This is a genomic window from Blastococcus mobilis (genome assembly GCF_900188025.1).
Lineage (GTDB): Bacteria > Actinomycetota > Actinomycetes > Mycobacteriales > Geodermatophilaceae > Blastococcus_B > Blastococcus_B mobilis.
The window spans coordinates 25497-42814 of the sequence record NZ_FZNO01000006.1 but is presented as its reverse complement, the minus strand read 5'-3'; the positions used below and the strand labels follow the sequence as shown (position 1 = coordinate 42814).

Sequence of the window (17318 nt, the reverse complement as noted above, 5' to 3'; positions counted from 1 at the left end):
GCTCACAGTGGCGCATGGGCGCCCCCGCCACCGCTGCGGTCAGGCCACCGTCGCCTCCGACTCCGCTCCGTCCACCGCAGCGGGGGCGGCGAGCGCCCGCTGGGACGCGGCGATCACCTGGCCCAGCGCCCCGTGCAGCGCCATCAGCTCCTCGACCGGCATGCCGAGGCGCTCCACGATGCCGGCCGGAATCTTCTCCGCCTCGGCACGCAGCGCCCTGCCCTCGTCGGTCAGCGCCAGCGCCAGGTTGCGCTGGTCCTTCGGATCCCGTTCGCGGCGCAGCAGACCGGCCGACTCCAGCCGCTTGAGCAGCGGCGACAGCGTGCCCGGGTCCAGCTGCAGCAGGCCGGACAGCTCCTTGACCGATAGCGGCCCGTGCTGCCACAGCGCCAGCATCACCAGGTACTGCGGATGAGTCAGCCCCAGCGGCTCGAGTACCGGCCGGTACACCGCCACGACGTTGCGAGCTGCCACCGACAGGGCGAAGCACACCTGCCGCTCCAGGGCGAGCATGTCCCCGGAGTCGGGAGGGGGCTGGGAGGATCCGCCGGTCGTCACCGCTCCAGGCTAGAAGGCGTGGCGCACCAAGCGTTCACCCGCCAACAGTTGGGTCCCGGGATAGCGTCCCCGGCGCCGGGCGGGAAGCCCGAGCTCGGCGCACAGCAATGCGTGGTCGTCGGCGGCCGGCAGGGCCCATCACGGCCGGCGCCGAGCACCTACCGCCGGGCCCCCCGTCCCGAATCACCGCGTCTGACCAGCGCCGCGCCAGTGACCCACGTCGGGAGTGCGACGGCGTACGGAACGAGTGCAGCGGTGATCATCGGGGCTGTTCCCGGGGCGCGATCGTCAGGATCTTCATTGCGGCTGGAGCATGACCGCAGCACCCGTCGGTGCACCCGTCGCCGCAGCCTCCGGCGGCGTCCTCCGGGGCGTGGCCGCCAGCGCCGACCGGGGCGCAGCAGCCCTCGCCGCGCCAGGCCAGCACCGCCTCGCGGGCCGCAACGACGCTGATGACCAACGCCGCCACCGGGTCAGCGAAGCTCCAGCCGAACGCCGCGTTGAGGATCAGGCCGACAGCGGTCGTCGCGCTCAGTGCCGCACAGAGACCGGTCTGTGTGCCGTCGGCCGTCACCGCCGCACTGCCCAACGCCCGGCCGGTGCGCCGCTGCGCCCGAGACAGGAACGGCATGACCAGCAGCGAGGCCAGGGTCAGGCCGATGCCGACCGGTGAGGCCTCGGGCTCGGCGCCGGTGACCAGCGCCCGCACCGACTCGACGAGGACGAACAGGCTCAGCGCGCCGAACGCGATCGCCATCGCCCGCTGCGCCCGCCGTTCCCGGGTCTCAGGCAGCCGGTGGCTGAACTGCCACAGGATGATGACGGCGCTGGACACCTCGACGACCGAGTCGAGCCCGAACCCGACCAGCGCCACGGAGCCGGCGACGAGCCCCGCAGTGATCGCGACGACGGCCTCCAGCACGTTGTAGGCCGCCGAGCCGCCGGCGAGCAGCCGGGCGCGGCGTCCCAGCCGGGCCCGCTCCGCCGCGGTGAGGTCCGCGTGGATGTGGGCATGGGTCGCGCTCATCGGGCTGCCGCGTCGGTGGTCACCGCGGCACCCGCGGTCGGCGGCGTCAGCGGTCCGGCCACCGCCGCCAGCAGCCGGTGACCGGCGTCGGTGAGCCGGTACATGACCAGCCTGCCGTCCCGCCGCGAGGCCGCCAAGCCGGCCGTGCGCAGAACGCCGCAGTGGTGGGACACCAGCTTCTGCGACAGCTCGGTGATCCAGGCCAGGTCGCAGACGCACAGCTCCTCGCCCAGCCGCATGGCCGCAGCGATCCGCAACCGGGTGGGATCACCCAGCGCCTTCGCCTGCACGGCCAGCACGCGAGCCCGTTCCTCGCCGGTCAGCTGCGCCCGGACGGCCTCCGCATGCGGCAGGTCCAGGCACAGCAGGTCACAGGTGTCGCGGTCCATCGGTGCCCTCCACGCGCCGGTCCAGTCCGAACCAACGTACCAATGCATGTTGGTATATCGCGACTGTCGGATCGACGACCGCGCGGCAGGCGACGAGCATGACGCTCCTCCACGGACGAGGACGGCCCCGCCGGCATCCGTTTCCGGGCCCGGTGGGCCGTTGTCCGCGTCCTCGGTGCCCCTGGCCGCGCTCATGCGGCACTCTCAGCGCCGTGCTCGACACAGCTGAGGCGCGACTGTGGGCTGCCCTGCGCGCAGGGCGACGCGACGACGTCGTCCACGCAGTCCTGGCCCTGCCCCAGGACCGGCGCCGGCGGCTGCGCCCGCACGTCCGGCGGCACGACCGGCTGGTGTCGAGCGAGCCGATCGGGGCACACGCACCCACTGGCGAGTGGGACGGCGAGCTGCGCCCCTGGCATCACTCCGCCGCCACGGCTGCCGTCCTGGGCGGCTCGACGGTGGACCAGGCGGTGACCTACGCCCCGCTGGACCTTCCGGACGCCCGGGACCTCCCGAAGGCGCTCTTTCCTGGACACCTCGAGGCGTTCACACGGGAGTGGTCCGCCCGCTTCCTGCGCAACCCGAAGGCGTGGGACCGTCTCCGCGGCATCGAGGCTCAGTTCGACTGGGCGCACGAGGGTCTGATCCCGGCTCCGGTCGACCCCGGTGCCGTGCTCTTCCTGATCACCCGGGCGCAGGGCACCCTCGACGGGCCGGACCTGCTCCGCTACCTCGAAGCCCGGCCCGTGCTCATCGACGTCACACTGCGCCGCATCTTCGACGTGGACGGCATCCCGGGAGCCTCGCTCGCCCAGCGGGACCAGGCCATAGCCGAGGGACGACGCATGGACGACTTCGTCATCCCGGAGCTGATCCACCGCGGCCACTGGACGGCCGACTTCGTCCGGGACGGCATCGACCGGGCCCTCGCTCGCGGACAGACGCCCTACCTGGCGCGCTGGTTCGCCGGCCTCGCGGCTCAGGTCTCGCGCCCGGCCGAGTAGCGGTTCCCCGTGCCGATCCCCGCCGAACGCCTGGAGGTCACGCCTCCACGTGCACGGCCGTCGACCACTGGTCCAGCTAGCCGTACGTGATGTTCGCGTCCGCCGACTCGCTCGCCGGGGCCACCCCCGCGCTGGCCGACAGAGCGCTGGCCGCCGGTGACTGGATGACCCGTTCCACGGGGTCACTGCGTTCCCGCGGGAACGCGGTCAACTTCTGACCCTTGACGGCGTTCCCGCAGGAACGCCTGTCCCATGCCTTCGGCATGGCGTAATCGGGTGCCGCGCGAGTGTGCCCAGGCTCGGCGTGGCTTCCTGGTGTCGACCATGGACGTCCTCGTGGACGCGGGGCGTCTTCTGCTCGTGCCGCCAACCGCGCGCTCGGTGCTGCGGTCGATGGCCTGCGCCGCTCGTACGACGGGAAGGTGATCGACTTTTCGCAGGCTGGCTGAATAGGTGCTTCCCTGCCGCCAGCGTCACGCGGTCGAGTGCGGCATCAACCGCCTCGAGAGGCACCGGGCCGGGGTCACGATCAACGAGCGGTTGGACCAGCTGTCATACGAAACCGGCCAGGATGACGAATAAGCTTCAGGAATTCATCGCGGCTCGGTCGGACTCGCTGCGAAGAACGCAGAATTCGTTGCCTTCGGGGTCGGCAAGGACTGCCCAGCCATAGCCATCGGCATTCCGGTGATCGGCGACAAAGGTGGCACCGATCCCCAGCAGCCGTTCCACCTCCTGCTCACGCGAGGTCTCAGGGCGCAAACACAGATGGATCCGGTTCTTTATCTTCTTGAACTCGGGCACCTGGTTGAAGTGCAGCACGGGGCCCTCCGCCAGCAGCACCTGAGTCTCCCGATCACCCGGTTTGTCCTCCGGATGCAGTGGATGGCCAGTCACCCTGCCCCAGAACCGGGCCAGCTCGTAGGCATCCGCACAGTCAATCGCCACGTTCTGCACTACCGAAGCCATGCGCGCCAGCCTTCCTGACTTCCGCTCCAGACGCCAGCGAGTCGCGCTCATCTTTGGCGCACACCGCTCAGGCACATGGCAGCACTTTTGATAAACGCCCTAGGAGTAGAACACCTCGAACGCCATCATTATGCGGTTGCGCGAGATGGCGGAGACCCGCCACCAGCCGTCGGGGAACCGGACCGACGTGGCAATCATGACGTCCCGGAGTGGGGCTTCTTCGAAGGCCATCATCGTGTGCCCCGCGTCGGGGAAGAACTTGATGTAGGCGAGCCCACCGGGCCGCTCGTCGGACGCGATGACCTCGCTCATGTCCCCAGTGCTGCATTTCGTCGGCGATTTCGTGATAGCCGTGCCATCCGCGCGCGTCGACCACGAGCTTGTCCGAGGCGCTTCGGGCCTCGGGGTCACTCGGACCGGGATTGAGCACGATGGCCGGCCACATGAAGGCGGCCCCGAGCCGGCTGTCCGGCGACGGCTCGCCGTCAGGAAAGGACGCCGCGAAAGCCTCGTCGTCGGACCCGATCTCCAACAGGAGCGGGAAGTCCGGATCGTCGTACGGACTGCTGCTGGGAGTACGGGGGCGAGTCGAAGTGGTCCCGCAGGCGCTTGACCTGATCTGGCCGGAGAAGGCGCCAACGCGGGTGGCAGGGCTGCCGAGGCGGCCGCAGGCGAGGAGTGCGTCGTTGCGATGAACACCGCAGTCACGAGCGACCTGCCAGAGAGGCGTCGTCTCCACGCCGCCCGTCGACGGGATCCCCACCGCGTCGACGACCTGCCGGGCCGCCTCGAAGGACGGCCGACGGCCGAGGATGTCACGGAGAACCTCGTCCCCGTCCGGACGAGCTGCCAGGTGAAGGCCCCGTCGTGCGCTCGCTCCAGCTCAGGCAGACCTTCAGCCCGTCGTCCACCGCGTTCAGTGCGACGTCCTGTGGCTGCCACTCGGGCGGATCCAGATCGCGCACGGTGGCCGACTGCCTGTCCACAGTTCCTCCAGTAGCGGGGATCGCTGCCCACGTTCTGACACTCCCGGCGACACCAGTGGAGGTGGTTGGGATGCTCGAACACGTCACCGTCGTGACGCCGTGGCCATCGTTCAGGCTGGGGCCTGCGGCCCTGACGAGGCTCACCGTGCAGATGCGGTTCCTGCTGGAGGCTGCGTTCCCAGAAGCTGAGCTGCTGCTCCAGGACGACGGTCGCACTCTATGGGCCGACGTCCGACGGCTCCCGGCCGACTCGCCCCTCCCCCGGAGGTCGTGCACCGCCGCGCCGTCCGCGCCAGCCGGGAAGCAGTACTGTCGCCGACGGACAGTCTCCCTGTGTCGCTCGCTCACCGCGGACGCTGCGTCGCGTGCCGGCCCTTTCCTGACCTGCGGTGCGTGCCCCCTGACTGCTACCGGCTCTCCGATGCAGGCCCCGCGTCGACGCGGAAGCCTCTCTACGGCGTCCGGTAGCCATGGAAGCGCACCCGCCGACGAGTCTCGAAGCCAAGTCGCTCGTACATGCTGATGGCGGCGGCGTTGTCTGCTGCCACATGCAGGAACGGGCGCTCACTGCGGTCGACGATGCGCCGGATCACACTCCGCACCAGGGCGGAGGCGAAGCCACGTCCACGGGCGTGAGGGGCCGTGCACACGGCGCTGATCTCCGTCCAGCCCGGCGGTCGCAGCCGTTCGCCGGCCATCGCCACCAGCGCGCCGTTCTGGCGGATGCCGACGTAGGCGCCGAGCACGACGGTGCCGCGCCAGAACGGGCCCGGGCGCGTCAGGTTCGCCAGCGCGAGCATGTCCGGGACGTCGGCGTCGCCAAGCTCGACGATGGCCGCCCCCGCCGGCGCGCTGCCGACGATGGGCTCGGGACCGGCGACCATCTGGACGCCGTTCATGCTGAACACCGGCGCCCAGGTCTCGGGTGGCGTCGCGGTCGCGCTGAAGAGGTCGGCCAGCTCCCGCGGGCCGAGCAACCGGGCGAGGTCTTCCCAGTCGGCGTTGGTCGGCTCGCTCGGCACAGCCGCGAACGTGGCGACCTCGGGGAGGTAGGTCGTGACACGGCCAAGCCGCCGGGCCAGGTGTGCGTGGTGACCACGCAGTGACTGACCCACGGGGTCGTCGAGGACGACGGCGTCGATGTCGGTCACGGACGCGTCCTCACCGGTAACCGGGCGGCTGCACACCGGGTCAGCAGGCGTAGGGGTTGAGGCAGAGGTAGCCGTCGATGCGGGCCAGCCCGTCGCCTTCGGGGTCGGGCGGGAGTGCGTGGCCGAGGTTTTGGGCACGGACCTCGCCGATCCACTGGTCGTGCTGGTACTCGTGGTTGACCAGTGCGGTCAGCAGGTGCGTCGCGACGATCGTCATCTGGGTGGGAGCGCCGACCTCGCCGGCGGCGATGGCTCCCATGCGGGCGTGGACACGCTCGGCGACGGTGTCGCGGAACGTGGTGAGTCGCCGCACGGTCGGCAGCGCGCCGCGGAACTTCTCCGGCTGCGCCGAGTCCATCAGGTCGTCCAGCTCCGGGTCGGGGCTGGGTTCGGCAGCGGTGAGGTTGCGGATCATGAAGTGGGCGACGTGGGCCTGGTGGCCCAGGTGCCAGCCGATGGCGCTGGAGTTCTCGTGCGGGCGCCAGGTCACCTCGTCGGGGGTGAGGTCCTTCCACAGCTGGTCGGTGTAGGCGCGGGCGCGGTCGTACTCGCGCAGCAGCCCCGTCAGTTCGTGCATGACGTCTCCTGTCCATCGTCTGTCGTGCTCCGTGCCCTCGGCGTTGACGGCGGCTGCGTGCCGGTGGCGCCGGTGGCGGTCAGGTGGGTGATGCTGCGGGCGGCCTGGGTTCCGGCACGGATGGCGCCTTCGATGTGGCCGGCGTAGTCGGGGGCGGTCTCGGTGGCGGCCCAGTGGATCCGCCCGGCGACGGGCTGGTGGAACAGCGGGTGCCCGTAGGTGGCGGTGGAGGCGTCCGGTGAGGGGGCGCGGGGGCTGGTGTGCAGCTCCCGGCTCCAGTCGAGGACGTGGATGGACCGGGGATCGCCGGCGTCCGGGCCGAACAGCCGGGTGAGCTGGCGTCCGAAGGCGGCGGCGATCTGCTCGGGTGGGGCGCCATCGAAGTGGGCGGCGAGGGCGAAGCCGAACAGGGCGGCGGGGCTGCCGCCGGGGCCGCTGTGGTCGTGGAGCTCCCGGAAGGGGCCTAGGTGGCTCATCGCGGACCCGGCCAGGCCGGCGTCGCGCCAGAACGACCGGTCATAGATCGCGACGGCCTTGACCACGCCACCCATCCACACCGCGGTACCGGCGGCGAGGTCGCGGATCGGCGCCGGCAGGGCAGGGGTGAAGGTGATGGCCTCGACGGCCAGGGCGGGCGGGAGCGCGAGGACGACGTGGTCGGCCGTCACCGTCCCGCTGGCGGCCTCGACGACCACCGTGTCGTCCTCGTCGAAGCGGACGCCGAAGACCGGGTCAACCAGGTGGAGGGTGCCGGGCGGAAGCAGGTCGCCGAGGCTGACCGCCAGCGCCTGGGCGCCGTCGGCGAACCGCGCGGACGGGACGTCGAGGGGGTTGCCGGCGAGTCGCTGCGGCCCGCGCTGGTCGGCCTCGAACAGCGCATCGCCGGTCAGCGCCTGCGGGTGGGTTGCCAGTCCGAGGTCGTCGGCGAGCGCACGCACCAGCGGCTCGTTCGGCCAGAACCAGGTGGCGCCCAGATCGACGGCCCCGTCGTCGTGGGTGCTGCTCAACAGCCGCCCGCCGACCCGGTTGCGCGCCTCGTAGACCGTGACGCTCAAGCCCGCTGCGGTCAGGGCGTGGGCGGCGGTCAGCCCGGCGATGCCCGCGCCGACGATGACGACGTCGCGGCGGTGGCTGCCGGTCACTGCCGGCCCGCCGGGTCGAGGACGATGCGGAACCGCGGGGCGCCGGCGCGGATGCGGGCGACGGCCTCGTTCGCCCGCGCCAGCGGCATTCGCTCGACGTGCGGGCGGACGCCGGTGGTGACGGCGAACTGCATGGCTTCCTCGGTGTCCCGCGGGCTGCCGGTGAGGTGACCGGTGAGGGTTTGGCCGTTCATGACCAGCTGCGCGGCCGGGACCTGGACCGATCCGCCGTCGACGCCGATCAGCGTGAGGCGGCCGCCGACGCGCAGGCCGGTGAGCAGCTCGGCGACCGGCTCGGTGGTCGGCGCGGTGCTGACGATGAGGTCCGCGCCGCCGAGGTCGGCCAGCGCGGCGCCGGCGGGGCGCTCGGCGCTGTCGAGGTAGTCGTGCGCCCCCAGCTCGCGGGCGAGGTGGGCACGCTCGGGGCCGCGGGCGATGGCGATCGTGCGGTATCCCATCGCGGCGGCGAACTGGACGGCGAGGTGGCCGAGGCCGCCGAGGCCGAACACGGCGACCGTAGCGTCAGGAGTGAGGTGGGCGTGGCGGACGGCGTTGAAGGTGGTGACCCCGGCGCAGCCCATCGGGGCGGCGTCGAAGTCGTCCAGCCCGTCGGGGATGTGGGCCAGTGCGCTCGCGGGGACGGTGATCGTCTCGGCCCAGCCGCCTGGGTAGGACAGGCCCGGCACCTGGCGCTGCGGGCAGTGGACGACGTCGCCGCTGCGGCAGAAGTCGCAGTGGCCGCAGCTGCCGCCGAACCAGCGACGACGACCCGGTCACCGACAGCCCACCCTGCGACGTCGTCGCCGACCTCGGCGATGACCCCGGCGACCTCGTGGCCGGGCGTCACCGGCGCCGAAGTGGAGGCCTCCGGTGCGGCGGCCGTGCCGATGTCGGCGTAGCAGACGCCGCTGGCCACCACCGTCACCCGGACCCAGCCGCACGGCGGCCGGGTGATCTCGACCGGCCGGGAAGCCAGGGGCGCACCGGGTTCGGTGACGGTCATCGCGAGCGCGGCACCCGAGACGTCCCGGTCGGCGCCCAACTCCGTCGCGGGCAGGTCCGGCATCTCAGGCCAGCCCGAAGCGGGGCGCGAGCTTGTCGCTCATGTGGTCCTGCAGCAGGGCGGCGCAGGCGTCGTGGTCGCCGCGGCGGCAGGCGTCGAGCAGCGCGCGGTGCTCGGCGACCAGCTCCTGCGCCTGGGCCTCGACGGTCGGCAGGCTCAGGTGCAGCATCACCGCCTGCCGACTGCGCAGCCGGTCGCCGAAGTCCAGCAACAGGCTGTTGCCGCCGACCTCGATGAAGGCGCGGTGGAAGGACATGCACAGCTCGACCAGCTCGTCGCGGTCCTGCGCACGCACCGCCGCCTCCTGGGCGTCGATCAGCGCCTCCAGCCGGGTGCACAGCCCCGCCAGCGCGGCCGGCGATGCGGCGCGCACCCCACCGGTCTCCAGCAGGTGCCGGGCTCCGGCCATCTCCCGCCCGTCCTGATCGGTGAACGCACGCACGAGCGCTCCCCGCTTGGGGTAGATGGTGACCCAGCCCTCCTCCTCCAGGCGCAGCAGCGCGGCGCGCACCGGCGTCCGGCTCATGCCGAGTGCCGCGGCCAGGGTGTTCTCGCTGAGCATCGACCCGCCGGGATGGGTGCCGTCGACGATGTGGTCGCGGATGACCCGGTGCGCGCGCTGCGCAGCGGTCTCGGTGATGGTGTCCAACACGCCCCCCAAATGGATGCCGCTTGTATCCTAGCCTCGGACCGGTCGTCCGGACCACCGCCGACCCGACCGCCGCCACCGGCCCTGCGGCCGCACCCGATCGGAGCTCCCTCATGCCCGCTGACCCCCGCCGCGGCCGCTCGAAGGCCACCGACCGCCAGCGCGCCGCGGCCCGACGCGCGGCCGAGGCCGCCGCCCGCGCGCAGGCCCCACGCCACAGCCGCACCTTCATCGGCGGCACCGTCGCCGTGCTCGCCGCGCTCGTGGCACTGATCATCCTCGGCGTCAGGCAGGACCAGTGGACCGCCGACGCCTCCGCCGCCGCGCCGGCGAACACCACCGCCGACGGCGCCGCGGTGCGGATCGGCGACCCCGACGCACCAGTCACCCTCACCGTCTACGAGGACTTCCTCTGCCCGGCCTGCCGGTCCTTCGAAGACGTCCTCGGCCCCACCCTCGCCGAGCTCGTCGCCGACGGCACCGCGGCGGCCGAGTACCGGCCGATCGCCATCCTCGACCACGCCTCGCCCGACGCGTACCCCACCCGGGCCCTCAACGCCGCCGCCGTCGTCACTGACACCGCCGGTCCGGAGGCGTTCCTCGCCTTCCACGACCTGCTGTTCGCACACCAGCCGGCCGAGGGCGGCGCAGGCCTGTCCGACGCGCAGCTGATCGCCCTCGCCGAGCGCGCCGGCGCGACCGGTCCGCAGGTCGAGGCGGGCATCCGCGAACGGGCGTTCCAGGACTGGACCCGGCGGGTCACCGACAACGCCGGCCGCGACGGCGTCACCAGCACCCCCACCATCCTCATCAACGGAGAACCACTCGCCGAGCGGACCCCGCAGGGCCTGCAGGACGCCGTCCGCGCCGCCGCAGCCGCCTGAGACCTCGACGGCGAGCCCGGGCCGGAACGTCACGCCGGGTTCCATCGCTCACCTGCCAGACCTGCTCGGCACAGCGCCGCCCCGATCACGGCGGAACGGAGGAGAACGTGAAGATCGAGGTGTACGCGGACGTCGTCTGCGCCTGGGCCTACATCGGCAAGCGCCGCCTGGAGGCTGCGCTGGACCTGCTCGGCGGCCAGGCCGACCCCGTCGAGGTCATCTGGCGGCCCTATCTCATCGACCCGACGGCGCCGGTGCCGTCGGAGCCACTGGAGGAGGCGTTGCGCGATCCGGTGGCCGATGCCGCGCTGGCGCAGTGCGCGGTCGATGCGGAGCCGGCCGACCACCGCGTGCGGGTGCGCGAGATCGCCCGGGACGAGGGCCTGACGCCGTGGCGCCCGCGTTGGCGGGCAAGTTCCTGGGCGGCGCACCGGCTGCTGCAGCGCGCCCTCGACTCGGGCGGGCCGACGGTGCAGGGCGCGGTGGTCGAGGACCTGCTGCACACGCACTTCCTCGAGGGCCGCGATCTCAACGACCCTGCCGTGCTGGCCGAGATCGCCACTGCCAACCGGCTGACCCCCGACACGGGTCCCGGGGCCCACGCCGGCTACCTGCGCGGCGGCCCGGCCGCCGCGGCGGATCCCCTGGAGCGAGCCACTCGCGAGCAGCTGCTGCGCGGCAAGGCGCTGGGCGTGGCCTCCTCGCCGACCTTCGTCGTGGCAGGGCGGGCGGTGGCCGGTGCACAACCCCCCGAGGTGCTCGTGCACCTGCTCAGCGACTCCACCAGCGAGGGGGGAGCGCTGCCCGAGGAGATCGAGCGGCTCCGCCTCGGCGAGTCGCTGCTGGCGATGGGGGATGCACTGGGGGCTCTCCAGCTCCTCGAGCCGCTGCGCGCCACGCACGCGGGGGAGCCGAACCTCGACATCCTCACCGCCCGGGCCTACTACGCCAGTGCACAGCTCGGCCGCGCACGGACCCTGCTCGAACCCCTCGCGCGGGAAAAGCCGGGCGATACACAGCTCCGGCTGCTCCTGGGCCGAACGCTGCAGCGCCTCGGCGAGGAGGACCAAGCGCGCGTACACCTTCGGCTCGCCGAGGCGTAGAACTCCAGGACCGCCCGCTCCTCACTCCGCGTGGGTTCGGGCGCCTGCCAGACGGCTGCCGTGTGCCCCGGTAGCGGCATCAGCGGCATGGCCGAACTCATCGACGGCGCTGGCGCGGCACTGCCGCTGACCACAGGCACTCCCGCCTGAGAGCGTGTGGGGTAACTGATCGGCTACTTGTCGCTGTCGAGGTCTTCGGCCAGCCGTCGAGCGGCCTCGGTCTCGATGGGGCCGTGCGGTTCGATGTGCCGGCCGGTCAGCCGGGCGGCCATCAGCCGGATCATCGCCACCTTGATCATGGCTTCGGCGTGCCCGCGATCGCCGCCCAGGCGCTTCGAACGCAGCAGGCGGCGCCCGCTGCGGCCCCTCGATCCACGAGAAAGGCCAAGCCGGACCCGTTTTCCGGTCCGGCTTGGCCTCACCGCGCCTTATCGGTGCCCAACGGTCGGCCAGTTGCCTGACCAACGGTCAGCACCGGGTGGTGGCCCCGAGAGGATTCGAACCTCCGACACACGGTTTAGGAAACCGTTGCTCTATCCCCTGAGCTACGGGGCCGTGGCATGGCGACGTGCGTCGCCATGCCGATGTGGAGAGGCTATCCGGTGCCTCCGGGAACACCCCGCACACCCGACTCGTCACGAGAAGTGAACCGGACGGAGGCATCCTGGGGCTACCGTTCCGGGTACACGTCAGATCCGGCAACGGCGCCGGAGGGACGGAAGGACACGGACCATGGACATGCAGGTGGTGGACGTCCCAGAGAAGGGACGCTTCGAGGTCCGGCTCGACGACCGCGTCGTGGGGCTGGCCAGTTACCACGTCGACGGCAGCACGATGACCCTTCCGCACACCGAGGTCGATCCGGGTGTCGGCGGTCGGGGCATCGGTAGCGCGCTGGTCGCAGGCGTCCTCGCCGCCGCCCGCGAGCGCGGGCTGACCGTGCTCCCCTACTGCTCGTTCATCCGCCACTACATCCAGCAGCATCCCGAGTGCGTGGACCTCGTCGCGCCCGCCGACCGGCCGCACTTCGGCCTGGAGACCGCCGCCCACTGACCTGCGACTGCTGCCGCGCCTGCCTACGCTCCACAGGTGCCGACATCGCTGCTCTGGTTCCGGCGCGATCTCCGACTCGCCGACCATCCGGCACTCCTGGCGGCCGTCGACGCCGCGGGGGGCCAGGGCGACGTCCTCGCGGTCTTCGTCGTCGATCCGGCGCTCTGGCGTCCGGCGGGTGCAGCGCGCCGCCAATTCCTGCGGAACTGCCTGGCCGCGCTGCAGGAGTCGCTCGACGGCGCCCTCGTGCTCCGCTCGGGTGATCCGGCCGTCGTCCTGCCGGCCCTGGTCAGCGAGGTCGACGCGGACTCCGTGCACGTGTCGGCCGACGCCGGACCCTACGGCCGCCGCCGCGACACGGCCGTCGAGGAGGCGCTCGGCGACGTCCCCCTCGTGCGCACCGGCTCCCCGTACGCCGTCACCCCGGGACGGGTCCTGAAGCAGGACGGCGAACCGTTCCGGGTGTTCTCCCCCTTCGCCCGTGCCTGGCGGGCGCACGGCTGGCGGGCGCCCGCGCCCCGTCCCGAGGCGGTGCGCTGGGCCGCGGGGCTCCCGTCGGAGGACCTGCCCTCGGCGCAGGACCTGGGCGACGTGCGGCTCCCGCCCGCCGGGGAGGCCGCAGCGGTGGCCGCGTGGGAGCGGTTCCGCGACACGCTGCTGTCCGGCTACCCCGAGACCCGCAACCTCCCGGCCACCGACGGCACCAGCCGGCTCTCGGCCTACCTCAAGTACGGCTGCCTGCATCCGCGGACGCTGCTGGCCGAGCTCGCCGCCGACGGCGAGACGACGGAGGCGGTGCGCCGCTTCACCGATGAGCTCGCCTGGCGGGAGTTCTACGCCGACGTGGTGTGGCACCGCCCCGAATCGGTCCGGGAGCCGCTCGACCCCCAGACCGGCGCCATCGAGTACGACACCGGCCCGCAGGCCGACGCGCTCTTCGCCGCCTGGGCCGAGGGGCGCACCGGCTATCCGATCGTGGACGCCGGCATGCGCCAGCTCCTCGGCGAGGCCTACGTGCACAACCGGGTGCGGATGATCGTGGCCTCCTTCCTGGTGAAGGACCTGCACCTCGACTGGCGTCGCGGTTCGCGGCACTTCCTCCAGCACCTCGTCGACGGCGACCTGGCCAGCAACAACCACGGATGGCAGTGGGTCGCCGGCACCGGCACCGACGCCTCGCCGTACTACCGGGTGTTCAACCCCACCAAGCAGGGACGGCAGTTCGACCCCGAGGGCGAGTACGTCCGGCGGTGGGTCCCGGAGCTGCGCGACGTCCCCACCGCCTACGTGCACGAGCCGTGGCTCGCGCCCGGCGGAGCACCGGCCGGCTATCCCGAGCCGGTCGTCGAGCACGCCGCCGAGCGCAAGGTCGCCCTGGCCCGCTACCAACAGATCCGGTCGGAGTGACGGTCGAGGACACCCGGAGGACCCCCCGTGCCTGAGGGGCACACCCTGTACCGCCTGGCGCGTGGGCAGCAGCAGACCTTCGCCGGCCGCCCGGTGCACGTCACCAGCCCGCAAGGACGGTTCGCCGCCGGCGCCGCGCTGCTCGACGGGCGGGTCCTGCGGGAGGTCTTCTCGTACGGCAAGCACCTGTTCGCCGACTTCGGCGGCGACATCCTGCACGTGCACCTCGGCCTGTACGGCACCTTCGCAGGCGGCACCGGCGACCCGCCACCGGCGAAGGGTGCGCTGCGCATGCGGTGGGTGGCCGACGGTCCGGACGGGTCCGGCGTGTGGGCCGACCTGCGGGGACCGACCGCGTGCGAGGTGCTGGCCGCCCCCGAGGTCGCCGCGATCCTGGCACGCCTGGGGCCCGATCCGCTGCGGCCACGGGCGGACGGCACTGTGGCGCACCGCCGCATCGCGGGCAGCCGGACGGCTATCGGTGCGCTGCTGATGGACCAGTCGGTGCTCGCCGGCGTCGGCAACGTCTACCGGGCCGAGCTGCTCTTCCGGCATCGGGTGTCCCCGTTCCGCCCCGGCCGCGCCGTGGACGCGGCGACGTGGCGGGACATGTGGGCCGACCTGGTGACCCTCATGCGGGCCGGCGTGCGCATGGGCCGGATCGTCACCACCCGCCCGGAGGACCGGATCCGGCGCCGCGGTGCGGTACAGCGCGAGGACGCGCACTACGTCTACCGGCGCACCGGACTGCCCTGCCGCATCTGCGGGTCCGAGATCCGGACCGAGGCCATGGTGGGGCGCAACCTCTACTGGTGCCCGGTCTGCCAGGCCGTCTGACGGCCGGTCGCCTCGTCCCCCACCAGCGATTCCGTCGCCACTCGTCGCTCCAGCAGCATCCGTCGCGACACGCGGACGCCGGGCCCGGACGCGTGTACGTTGCCGCCGATGGCACTGTCGGTGTGGAGGGTCGCCGTCATCGCCCTCGCGGCGGTGGCGGCCCTCGCCGTGCCAGGGACGGCCGCGGCGGCACCCTCCGGCGTCGGTTACGACGTCTCCTATCCGCAGTGCCGCACCGACCTGCCGCGCGAGCGTGCGTTCGCCGTCGTCGGGGTCAACGGCGGGCTCTCGACCCGAGCCAATCCCTGCCTGCGCGAGCAGCTCGTGTGGGCGTGGAACTCCTCGGGCGCCGTGGAGGAACAGCCCCGCGCCCAGCTCTACCTGAACACCGCCAACCCGGGCCAGGTCCTCGACCAGGTCACCACCTGGCCGGAGGGTGGTTCGACGCCGTACGGCAACTGCGACGGCAGGAACACCGCCGCCTGCTCGTGGCAGTACGGCTGGGAGCGGGCGGAGAACAGCGTCGTGTCGTTCTTCACGCCGGCCGCCCGTGCGGCCCGGGTCGACAGCCGGCCCTCCCGCTACGTCTGGTGGCTGGACGTCGAGACCGTGAACACCTGGCAGTTCGGCTCCGCCGAGGCCCGCGAGAACAATCGCGCGACGCTCGAGGGAATGACCGAGTACCTGCTCGACCGGGGTGCCGAGGTGGGGATCTACTCCACCCACGAGCAGTGGTCGCAGATCGTCGGTGAGGTCGGGGACGACAGCGTCCTCGCGGGGCTGGACAGCTGGCTCGCCGGCTCGGTCACCTCCCGCCAGGCGGCGGCGGCGTGCGCGGAGGACCCGCTCGTCCCAGGCGGGCAGGTGGCGCTGAGCCAGTACGTCCGCGACGAGCTGGACCGCAACCGGTCCTGCCGCTGAGCCCGCACGGGGGCTGCGGGGGGCCCGCGGGCACCTGGGGGACGGCGGCGAGCACCTCCGGGACACAGGCGCACGGCGGATCGGGCTCCTGCTCTGGTGCGAAGGGCCCGCGCCGGGTCAGGATGCCAGTCGTGCCCGCCGACGGATCACCTCCTCCCCCGTTGCCGCTGCGCCCGCTCCGGGTCGCGGTGGTCGGCGCGGGACCGGCTGGCATCTACGCCGCCGACGCCCTCACCCGGCAGGACGCCGTCCCGGTCGCCGTGGACCTGCTGGACCGGCTACCGACGCCGTTCGGCCTGGTGCGGCACGGGATCGCCCCCGACCACCCCAAGATGCGGGCCATCCGGGACACCCTCCACCGCAGCCTCGAGCATCCGCTGGTGCGGTTCGTGGGCAACGTCGACGTCGGCGTGGACATCTCGCTGGAGGAGCTGCGGCGGCACGTCGACGCGGTCATCTACACCTACGGCGCCTCGTTGGACCGGCAGCTGGGCATCGAGGGCGAGGAGCTGCCGGGCAGCCTGGCCGCCACCGACCTCGTCGCCTGGTACACCGGCCACCCCGACGTCGACCGGGCCCGCGTCGAGGCGGCGCTGACCGGGGTGCGGTCGGTCGTCGTCGTGGGCGTGGGCAACGTGGCCCTGGACGTCGCACGGGTGCTGGCCCGGACGCCCGAGGAACTGGAGCCGACCGACATGCCGCAGCACGTGCTCGACGTGCTCGCCGCCGCGCCGGTCGAGGAGGTCACCGTGCTGGGGCGGCGGGGGCCGGCGCAGGCGACCTTCACCACCCAGGAGCTGCGCGAGCTGGACGGGCTGGCCGAGGCGACCGTCCTGGTGGATCCCGCCGACCTGGAGCTGGACCCGGGCAGCGAGGAGCGCGCGGCCACGGACCGGAACGTCAGCCGGAACCTCGCGGTCCTGCGTGGCTGGGCCGGTCACGCCCCTGCGCCCGACCGGGTGCGGCTGCGCCTGCGGTTCTTCCGGCGGCCGGTGCGGCTGCTCGGGGACGAGCGGGTGACCGGCGTGGAGGTGGAGCGCACCGCCGTGGACGGCGACGGCCGCGCCATGGGCACGGGCGAGCTGGAGGTGCTGCCGGCCGACCTCGTGGTGCGCTCGGTGGGCTACCGCGGCATCCCGCTGCCGGGGCTGCCGGTCGACGAACGCTCGGGCACGGTGCCCAACGACGCCGGACGGGTGCTGCGGGAGGGGCGGCCCGCACCCGGCGAGTACGTGGCCGGGTGGATCAAGCGCGGGCCCAGCGGCGTCGTCGGACACAACAAGCACGACGCCCGGGAGACCGTCGCCGCACTCCTCGCCGACGCCGCCGCCGGCGTGCTCGCCCCGTCCGGCCCCGTGGACGACCTGGTCGACGAGCTGGTCGCCCGCGGCGCGGAGCCGGTGCTGCTCGACGACTGGCGGGCCATCGACGCCGCGGAGGCCGCGCTCGGCGCCACCCGCGGGCGGGTACGGACGACGCTGCACGAGCGGGAGTCCCTCATGGCGGCCGTCCGGGCCGCGGCGACCCGGCCCCGCTGAGGCCCCGTCCTGGGCACCGCCGCGAGCCTGCGAGTGGTGGGGAGGACGGGGTCCTTCTCG

General features: G+C 72.9%; 19 protein-coding genes, 1 tRNA gene and 2 pseudogenes. 9 read left to right on the top strand and 13 right to left on the bottom strand.

Features of this window, described 5'->3' with window-relative positions; genetic code table 11:
* Positions 1-39 precede the first annotated feature (39 nt).
* The 3 genes from CHB94_RS06970 to CHB94_RS06960 all read right to left on the bottom strand — a co-directional run bounded on the left by CHB94_RS06970 (position 40) and on the right by CHB94_RS06960 (position 1974).
* The gene (locus tag CHB94_RS06970; protein WP_217899202.1) at positions 40-558 is read right to left on the bottom strand and encodes a MarR family winged helix-turn-helix transcriptional regulator; all 519 of its coding nucleotides are present in this window, start codon (positions 556-558) and stop codon (positions 40-42) included.
* Between the two features lie 259 nt (positions 559-817).
* Positions 818-1585 carry a cation diffusion facilitator family transporter gene (locus CHB94_RS06965; RefSeq protein WP_089335866.1) on the bottom strand — a complete coding sequence of 256 codons (768 nt, stop codon included), beginning with the start codon at positions 1583-1585 and terminating at the stop codon, positions 818-820.
* On the bottom strand, positions 1582-1974 hold the full coding sequence (locus tag CHB94_RS06960; protein WP_089335865.1) for an ArsR/SmtB family transcription factor: 393 nt from the start codon (positions 1972-1974) through the stop codon (positions 1582-1584). The genes CHB94_RS06965 and CHB94_RS06960 overlap by 4 nt, the downstream gene beginning before the upstream one ends.
* 212 nt (positions 1975-2186) lie before the next feature.
* Between CHB94_RS06960 and CHB94_RS06955 the strand changes: the two genes are divergently transcribed.
* Both CHB94_RS06955 and CHB94_RS26050 read left to right on the top strand, forming a co-directional pair.
* Positions 2187-2978, top strand: a complete 792-nt coding sequence (locus tag CHB94_RS06955) for a hypothetical protein (protein WP_089335864.1) — start codon at positions 2187-2189, stop codon at positions 2976-2978.
* Positions 2979-3067: 89 nt separating this feature from the next.
* Positions 3068-3196, top strand: a complete 129-nt coding sequence (locus tag CHB94_RS26050) for a hypothetical protein (protein ID WP_254920458.1) — start codon at positions 3068-3070, stop codon at positions 3194-3196.
* A 367-nt stretch (positions 3197-3563) separates the two neighbouring features.
* Here CHB94_RS26050 and CHB94_RS06950 read toward each other — a convergent pair whose 3' ends face one another.
* From CHB94_RS06950 to CHB94_RS06920, 8 genes and pseudogenes are all read right to left on the bottom strand, one after another.
* Entirely contained in the window at positions 3564-3998 is a 435-nt protein-coding gene (locus CHB94_RS06950) for a VOC family protein (RefSeq protein ID WP_254920457.1), read from the bottom strand.
* 48 nt (positions 3999-4046) lie between these two features.
* Entirely contained in the window at positions 4047-4259 is a 213-nt protein-coding gene (locus tag CHB94_RS06945) for a hypothetical protein (RefSeq protein ID WP_089335862.1), read from the bottom strand.
* Positions 4260-5385: 1126 nt separating this feature from the next.
* Positions 5386-6084: a GNAT family N-acetyltransferase gene (locus tag CHB94_RS06940; protein WP_089335861.1), complete on the bottom strand. Its 699-nt coding sequence runs from the start codon at positions 6082-6084 to the stop codon at positions 5386-5388.
* 40 nt (positions 6085-6124) lie between these two features.
* Positions 6125-6661, bottom strand: coding sequence for a DinB family protein (locus CHB94_RS06935; RefSeq protein WP_089335860.1), 537 nt, complete (start codon positions 6659-6661; stop codon positions 6125-6127).
* Positions 6649-7803: a flavin monoamine oxidase family protein gene (locus tag CHB94_RS06930; protein ID WP_089335859.1), complete on the bottom strand. Its 1155-nt coding sequence runs from the start codon at positions 7801-7803 to the stop codon at positions 6649-6651. The genes CHB94_RS06935 and CHB94_RS06930 overlap by 13 nt, the downstream gene beginning before the upstream one ends.
* The gene (locus CHB94_RS06925) at positions 7800-8489 is read right to left on the bottom strand and encodes a zinc-binding dehydrogenase (protein ID WP_217899201.1); all 690 of its coding nucleotides are present in this window, start codon (positions 8487-8489) and stop codon (positions 7800-7802) included. The genes CHB94_RS06930 and CHB94_RS06925 overlap by 4 nt, the downstream gene beginning before the upstream one ends.
* Before the next feature lie 9 nt (positions 8490-8498).
* Positions 8499-8806, bottom strand: a pseudogene (locus tag CHB94_RS25620) (alcohol dehydrogenase catalytic domain-containing protein); the annotation flags it as partial.
* A gap of 64 nt (positions 8807-8870) precedes the next feature.
* Complete coding sequence (locus CHB94_RS06920; RefSeq protein WP_141137445.1) at positions 8871-9518, bottom strand: GntR family transcriptional regulator; 648 nt, start codon at positions 9516-9518, stop codon at positions 8871-8873.
* Between the two features lie 110 nt (positions 9519-9628).
* On the opposite strand from CHB94_RS06920, the gene CHB94_RS06915 reads away from it, so the two are divergent.
* Both CHB94_RS06915 and CHB94_RS06910 read left to right on the top strand, forming a co-directional pair.
* On the top strand, positions 9629-10399 hold the full coding sequence (locus CHB94_RS06915; protein WP_089335994.1) for a DsbA family protein: 771 nt from the start codon (positions 9629-9631) through the stop codon (positions 10397-10399).
* A gap of 107 nt (positions 10400-10506) precedes the next feature.
* Positions 10507-11502: a DsbA family protein gene (locus CHB94_RS06910; RefSeq protein WP_089335857.1), complete on the top strand. Its 996-nt coding sequence runs from the start codon at positions 10507-10509 to the stop codon at positions 11500-11502.
* Positions 11503-11675: 173 nt separating this feature from the next.
* Here CHB94_RS06910 and CHB94_RS24450 read toward each other — a convergent pair.
* Together CHB94_RS24450 and CHB94_RS06900 are read right to left on the bottom strand one after the other, a co-directional pair.
* A pseudogene (locus tag CHB94_RS24450) lies at positions 11676-11849 on the bottom strand (IS5/IS1182 family transposase); the annotation flags it as partial.
* A gap of 132 nt (positions 11850-11981) precedes the next feature.
* Positions 11982-12057, bottom strand: a tRNA-Arg gene (locus CHB94_RS06900).
* A gap of 177 nt (positions 12058-12234) precedes the next feature.
* Between CHB94_RS06900 and CHB94_RS06895 the strand changes: the two genes are divergently transcribed.
* The 5 genes from CHB94_RS06895 to CHB94_RS06875 all read left to right on the top strand — a co-directional run bounded on the left by CHB94_RS06895 (position 12235) and on the right by CHB94_RS06875 (position 17258).
* Positions 12235-12555 (top strand): GNAT family N-acetyltransferase, encoded by a 321-nt coding sequence (locus CHB94_RS06895; RefSeq protein WP_089335855.1) that lies wholly within the window; start codon positions 12235-12237, stop codon positions 12553-12555.
* 36 nt (positions 12556-12591) lie between these two features.
* Entirely contained in the window at positions 12592-13962 is a 1371-nt protein-coding gene (locus CHB94_RS06890; RefSeq protein WP_089335854.1) for a cryptochrome/photolyase family protein, read from the top strand.
* Between the two features lie 27 nt (positions 13963-13989).
* Positions 13990-14799 carry an Fpg/Nei family DNA glycosylase gene (locus tag CHB94_RS06885; RefSeq protein ID WP_089335853.1) on the top strand — a complete coding sequence of 270 codons (810 nt, stop codon included), beginning with the start codon at positions 13990-13992 and terminating at the stop codon, positions 14797-14799.
* A gap of 108 nt (positions 14800-14907) precedes the next feature.
* Positions 14908-15720 carry a glycoside hydrolase family 25 domain-containing protein gene (locus CHB94_RS06880; protein ID WP_089335852.1) on the top strand — a complete coding sequence of 271 codons (813 nt, stop codon included), beginning with the start codon at positions 14908-14910 and terminating at the stop codon, positions 15718-15720.
* A gap of 131 nt (positions 15721-15851) precedes the next feature.
* Positions 15852-17258, top strand: a complete 1407-nt coding sequence (locus tag CHB94_RS06875; protein WP_254920456.1) for an FAD-dependent oxidoreductase — start codon at positions 15852-15854, stop codon at positions 17256-17258.
* The last annotated feature ends 60 nt before the right edge of the window (positions 17259-17318 follow it).

Excerpts from the sequence above, each read along its gene's own strand:
- CHB94_RS06915 (WP_089335994.1), top strand. The coding sequence starts at position 9,629 with ATGCCCGCTGACCCCCGCCGCGGCCGCTCGAAGGCCACCGACCGCCAG.
- CHB94_RS06880 (WP_089335852.1), top strand. The coding sequence starts at position 14,908 with ATGGCACTGTCGGTGTGGAGGGTCGCCGTCATCGCCCTCGCGGCGGTG.
- CHB94_RS06935 (WP_089335860.1), bottom strand. The coding sequence starts at position 6,661 with ATGCACGAACTGACGGGGCTGCTGCGCGAGTACGACCGCGCCCGCGCC.
- CHB94_RS06950 (WP_254920457.1), bottom strand. The coding sequence starts at position 3,998 with ATGAGCGCGACTCGCTGGCGTCTGGAGCGGAAGTCAGGAAGGCTGGCG.
- CHB94_RS26050 (WP_254920458.1), top strand. The coding sequence starts at position 3,068 with ATGTTCGCGTCCGCCGACTCGCTCGCCGGGGCCACCCCCGCGCTGGCC.
- CHB94_RS06895 (WP_089335855.1), top strand. The coding sequence starts at position 12,235 with ATGGACATGCAGGTGGTGGACGTCCCAGAGAAGGGACGCTTCGAGGTC.
- CHB94_RS06965 (WP_089335866.1), bottom strand. The coding sequence starts at position 1,585 with ATGAGCGCGACCCATGCCCACATCCACGCGGACCTCACCGCGGCGGAG.
- CHB94_RS06945 (WP_089335862.1), bottom strand. The coding sequence starts at position 4,259 with ATGAGCGAGGTCATCGCGTCCGACGAGCGGCCCGGTGGGCTCGCCTAC.
- CHB94_RS06960 (WP_089335865.1), bottom strand. The coding sequence starts at position 1,974 with ATGGACCGCGACACCTGTGACCTGCTGTGCCTGGACCTGCCGCATGCG.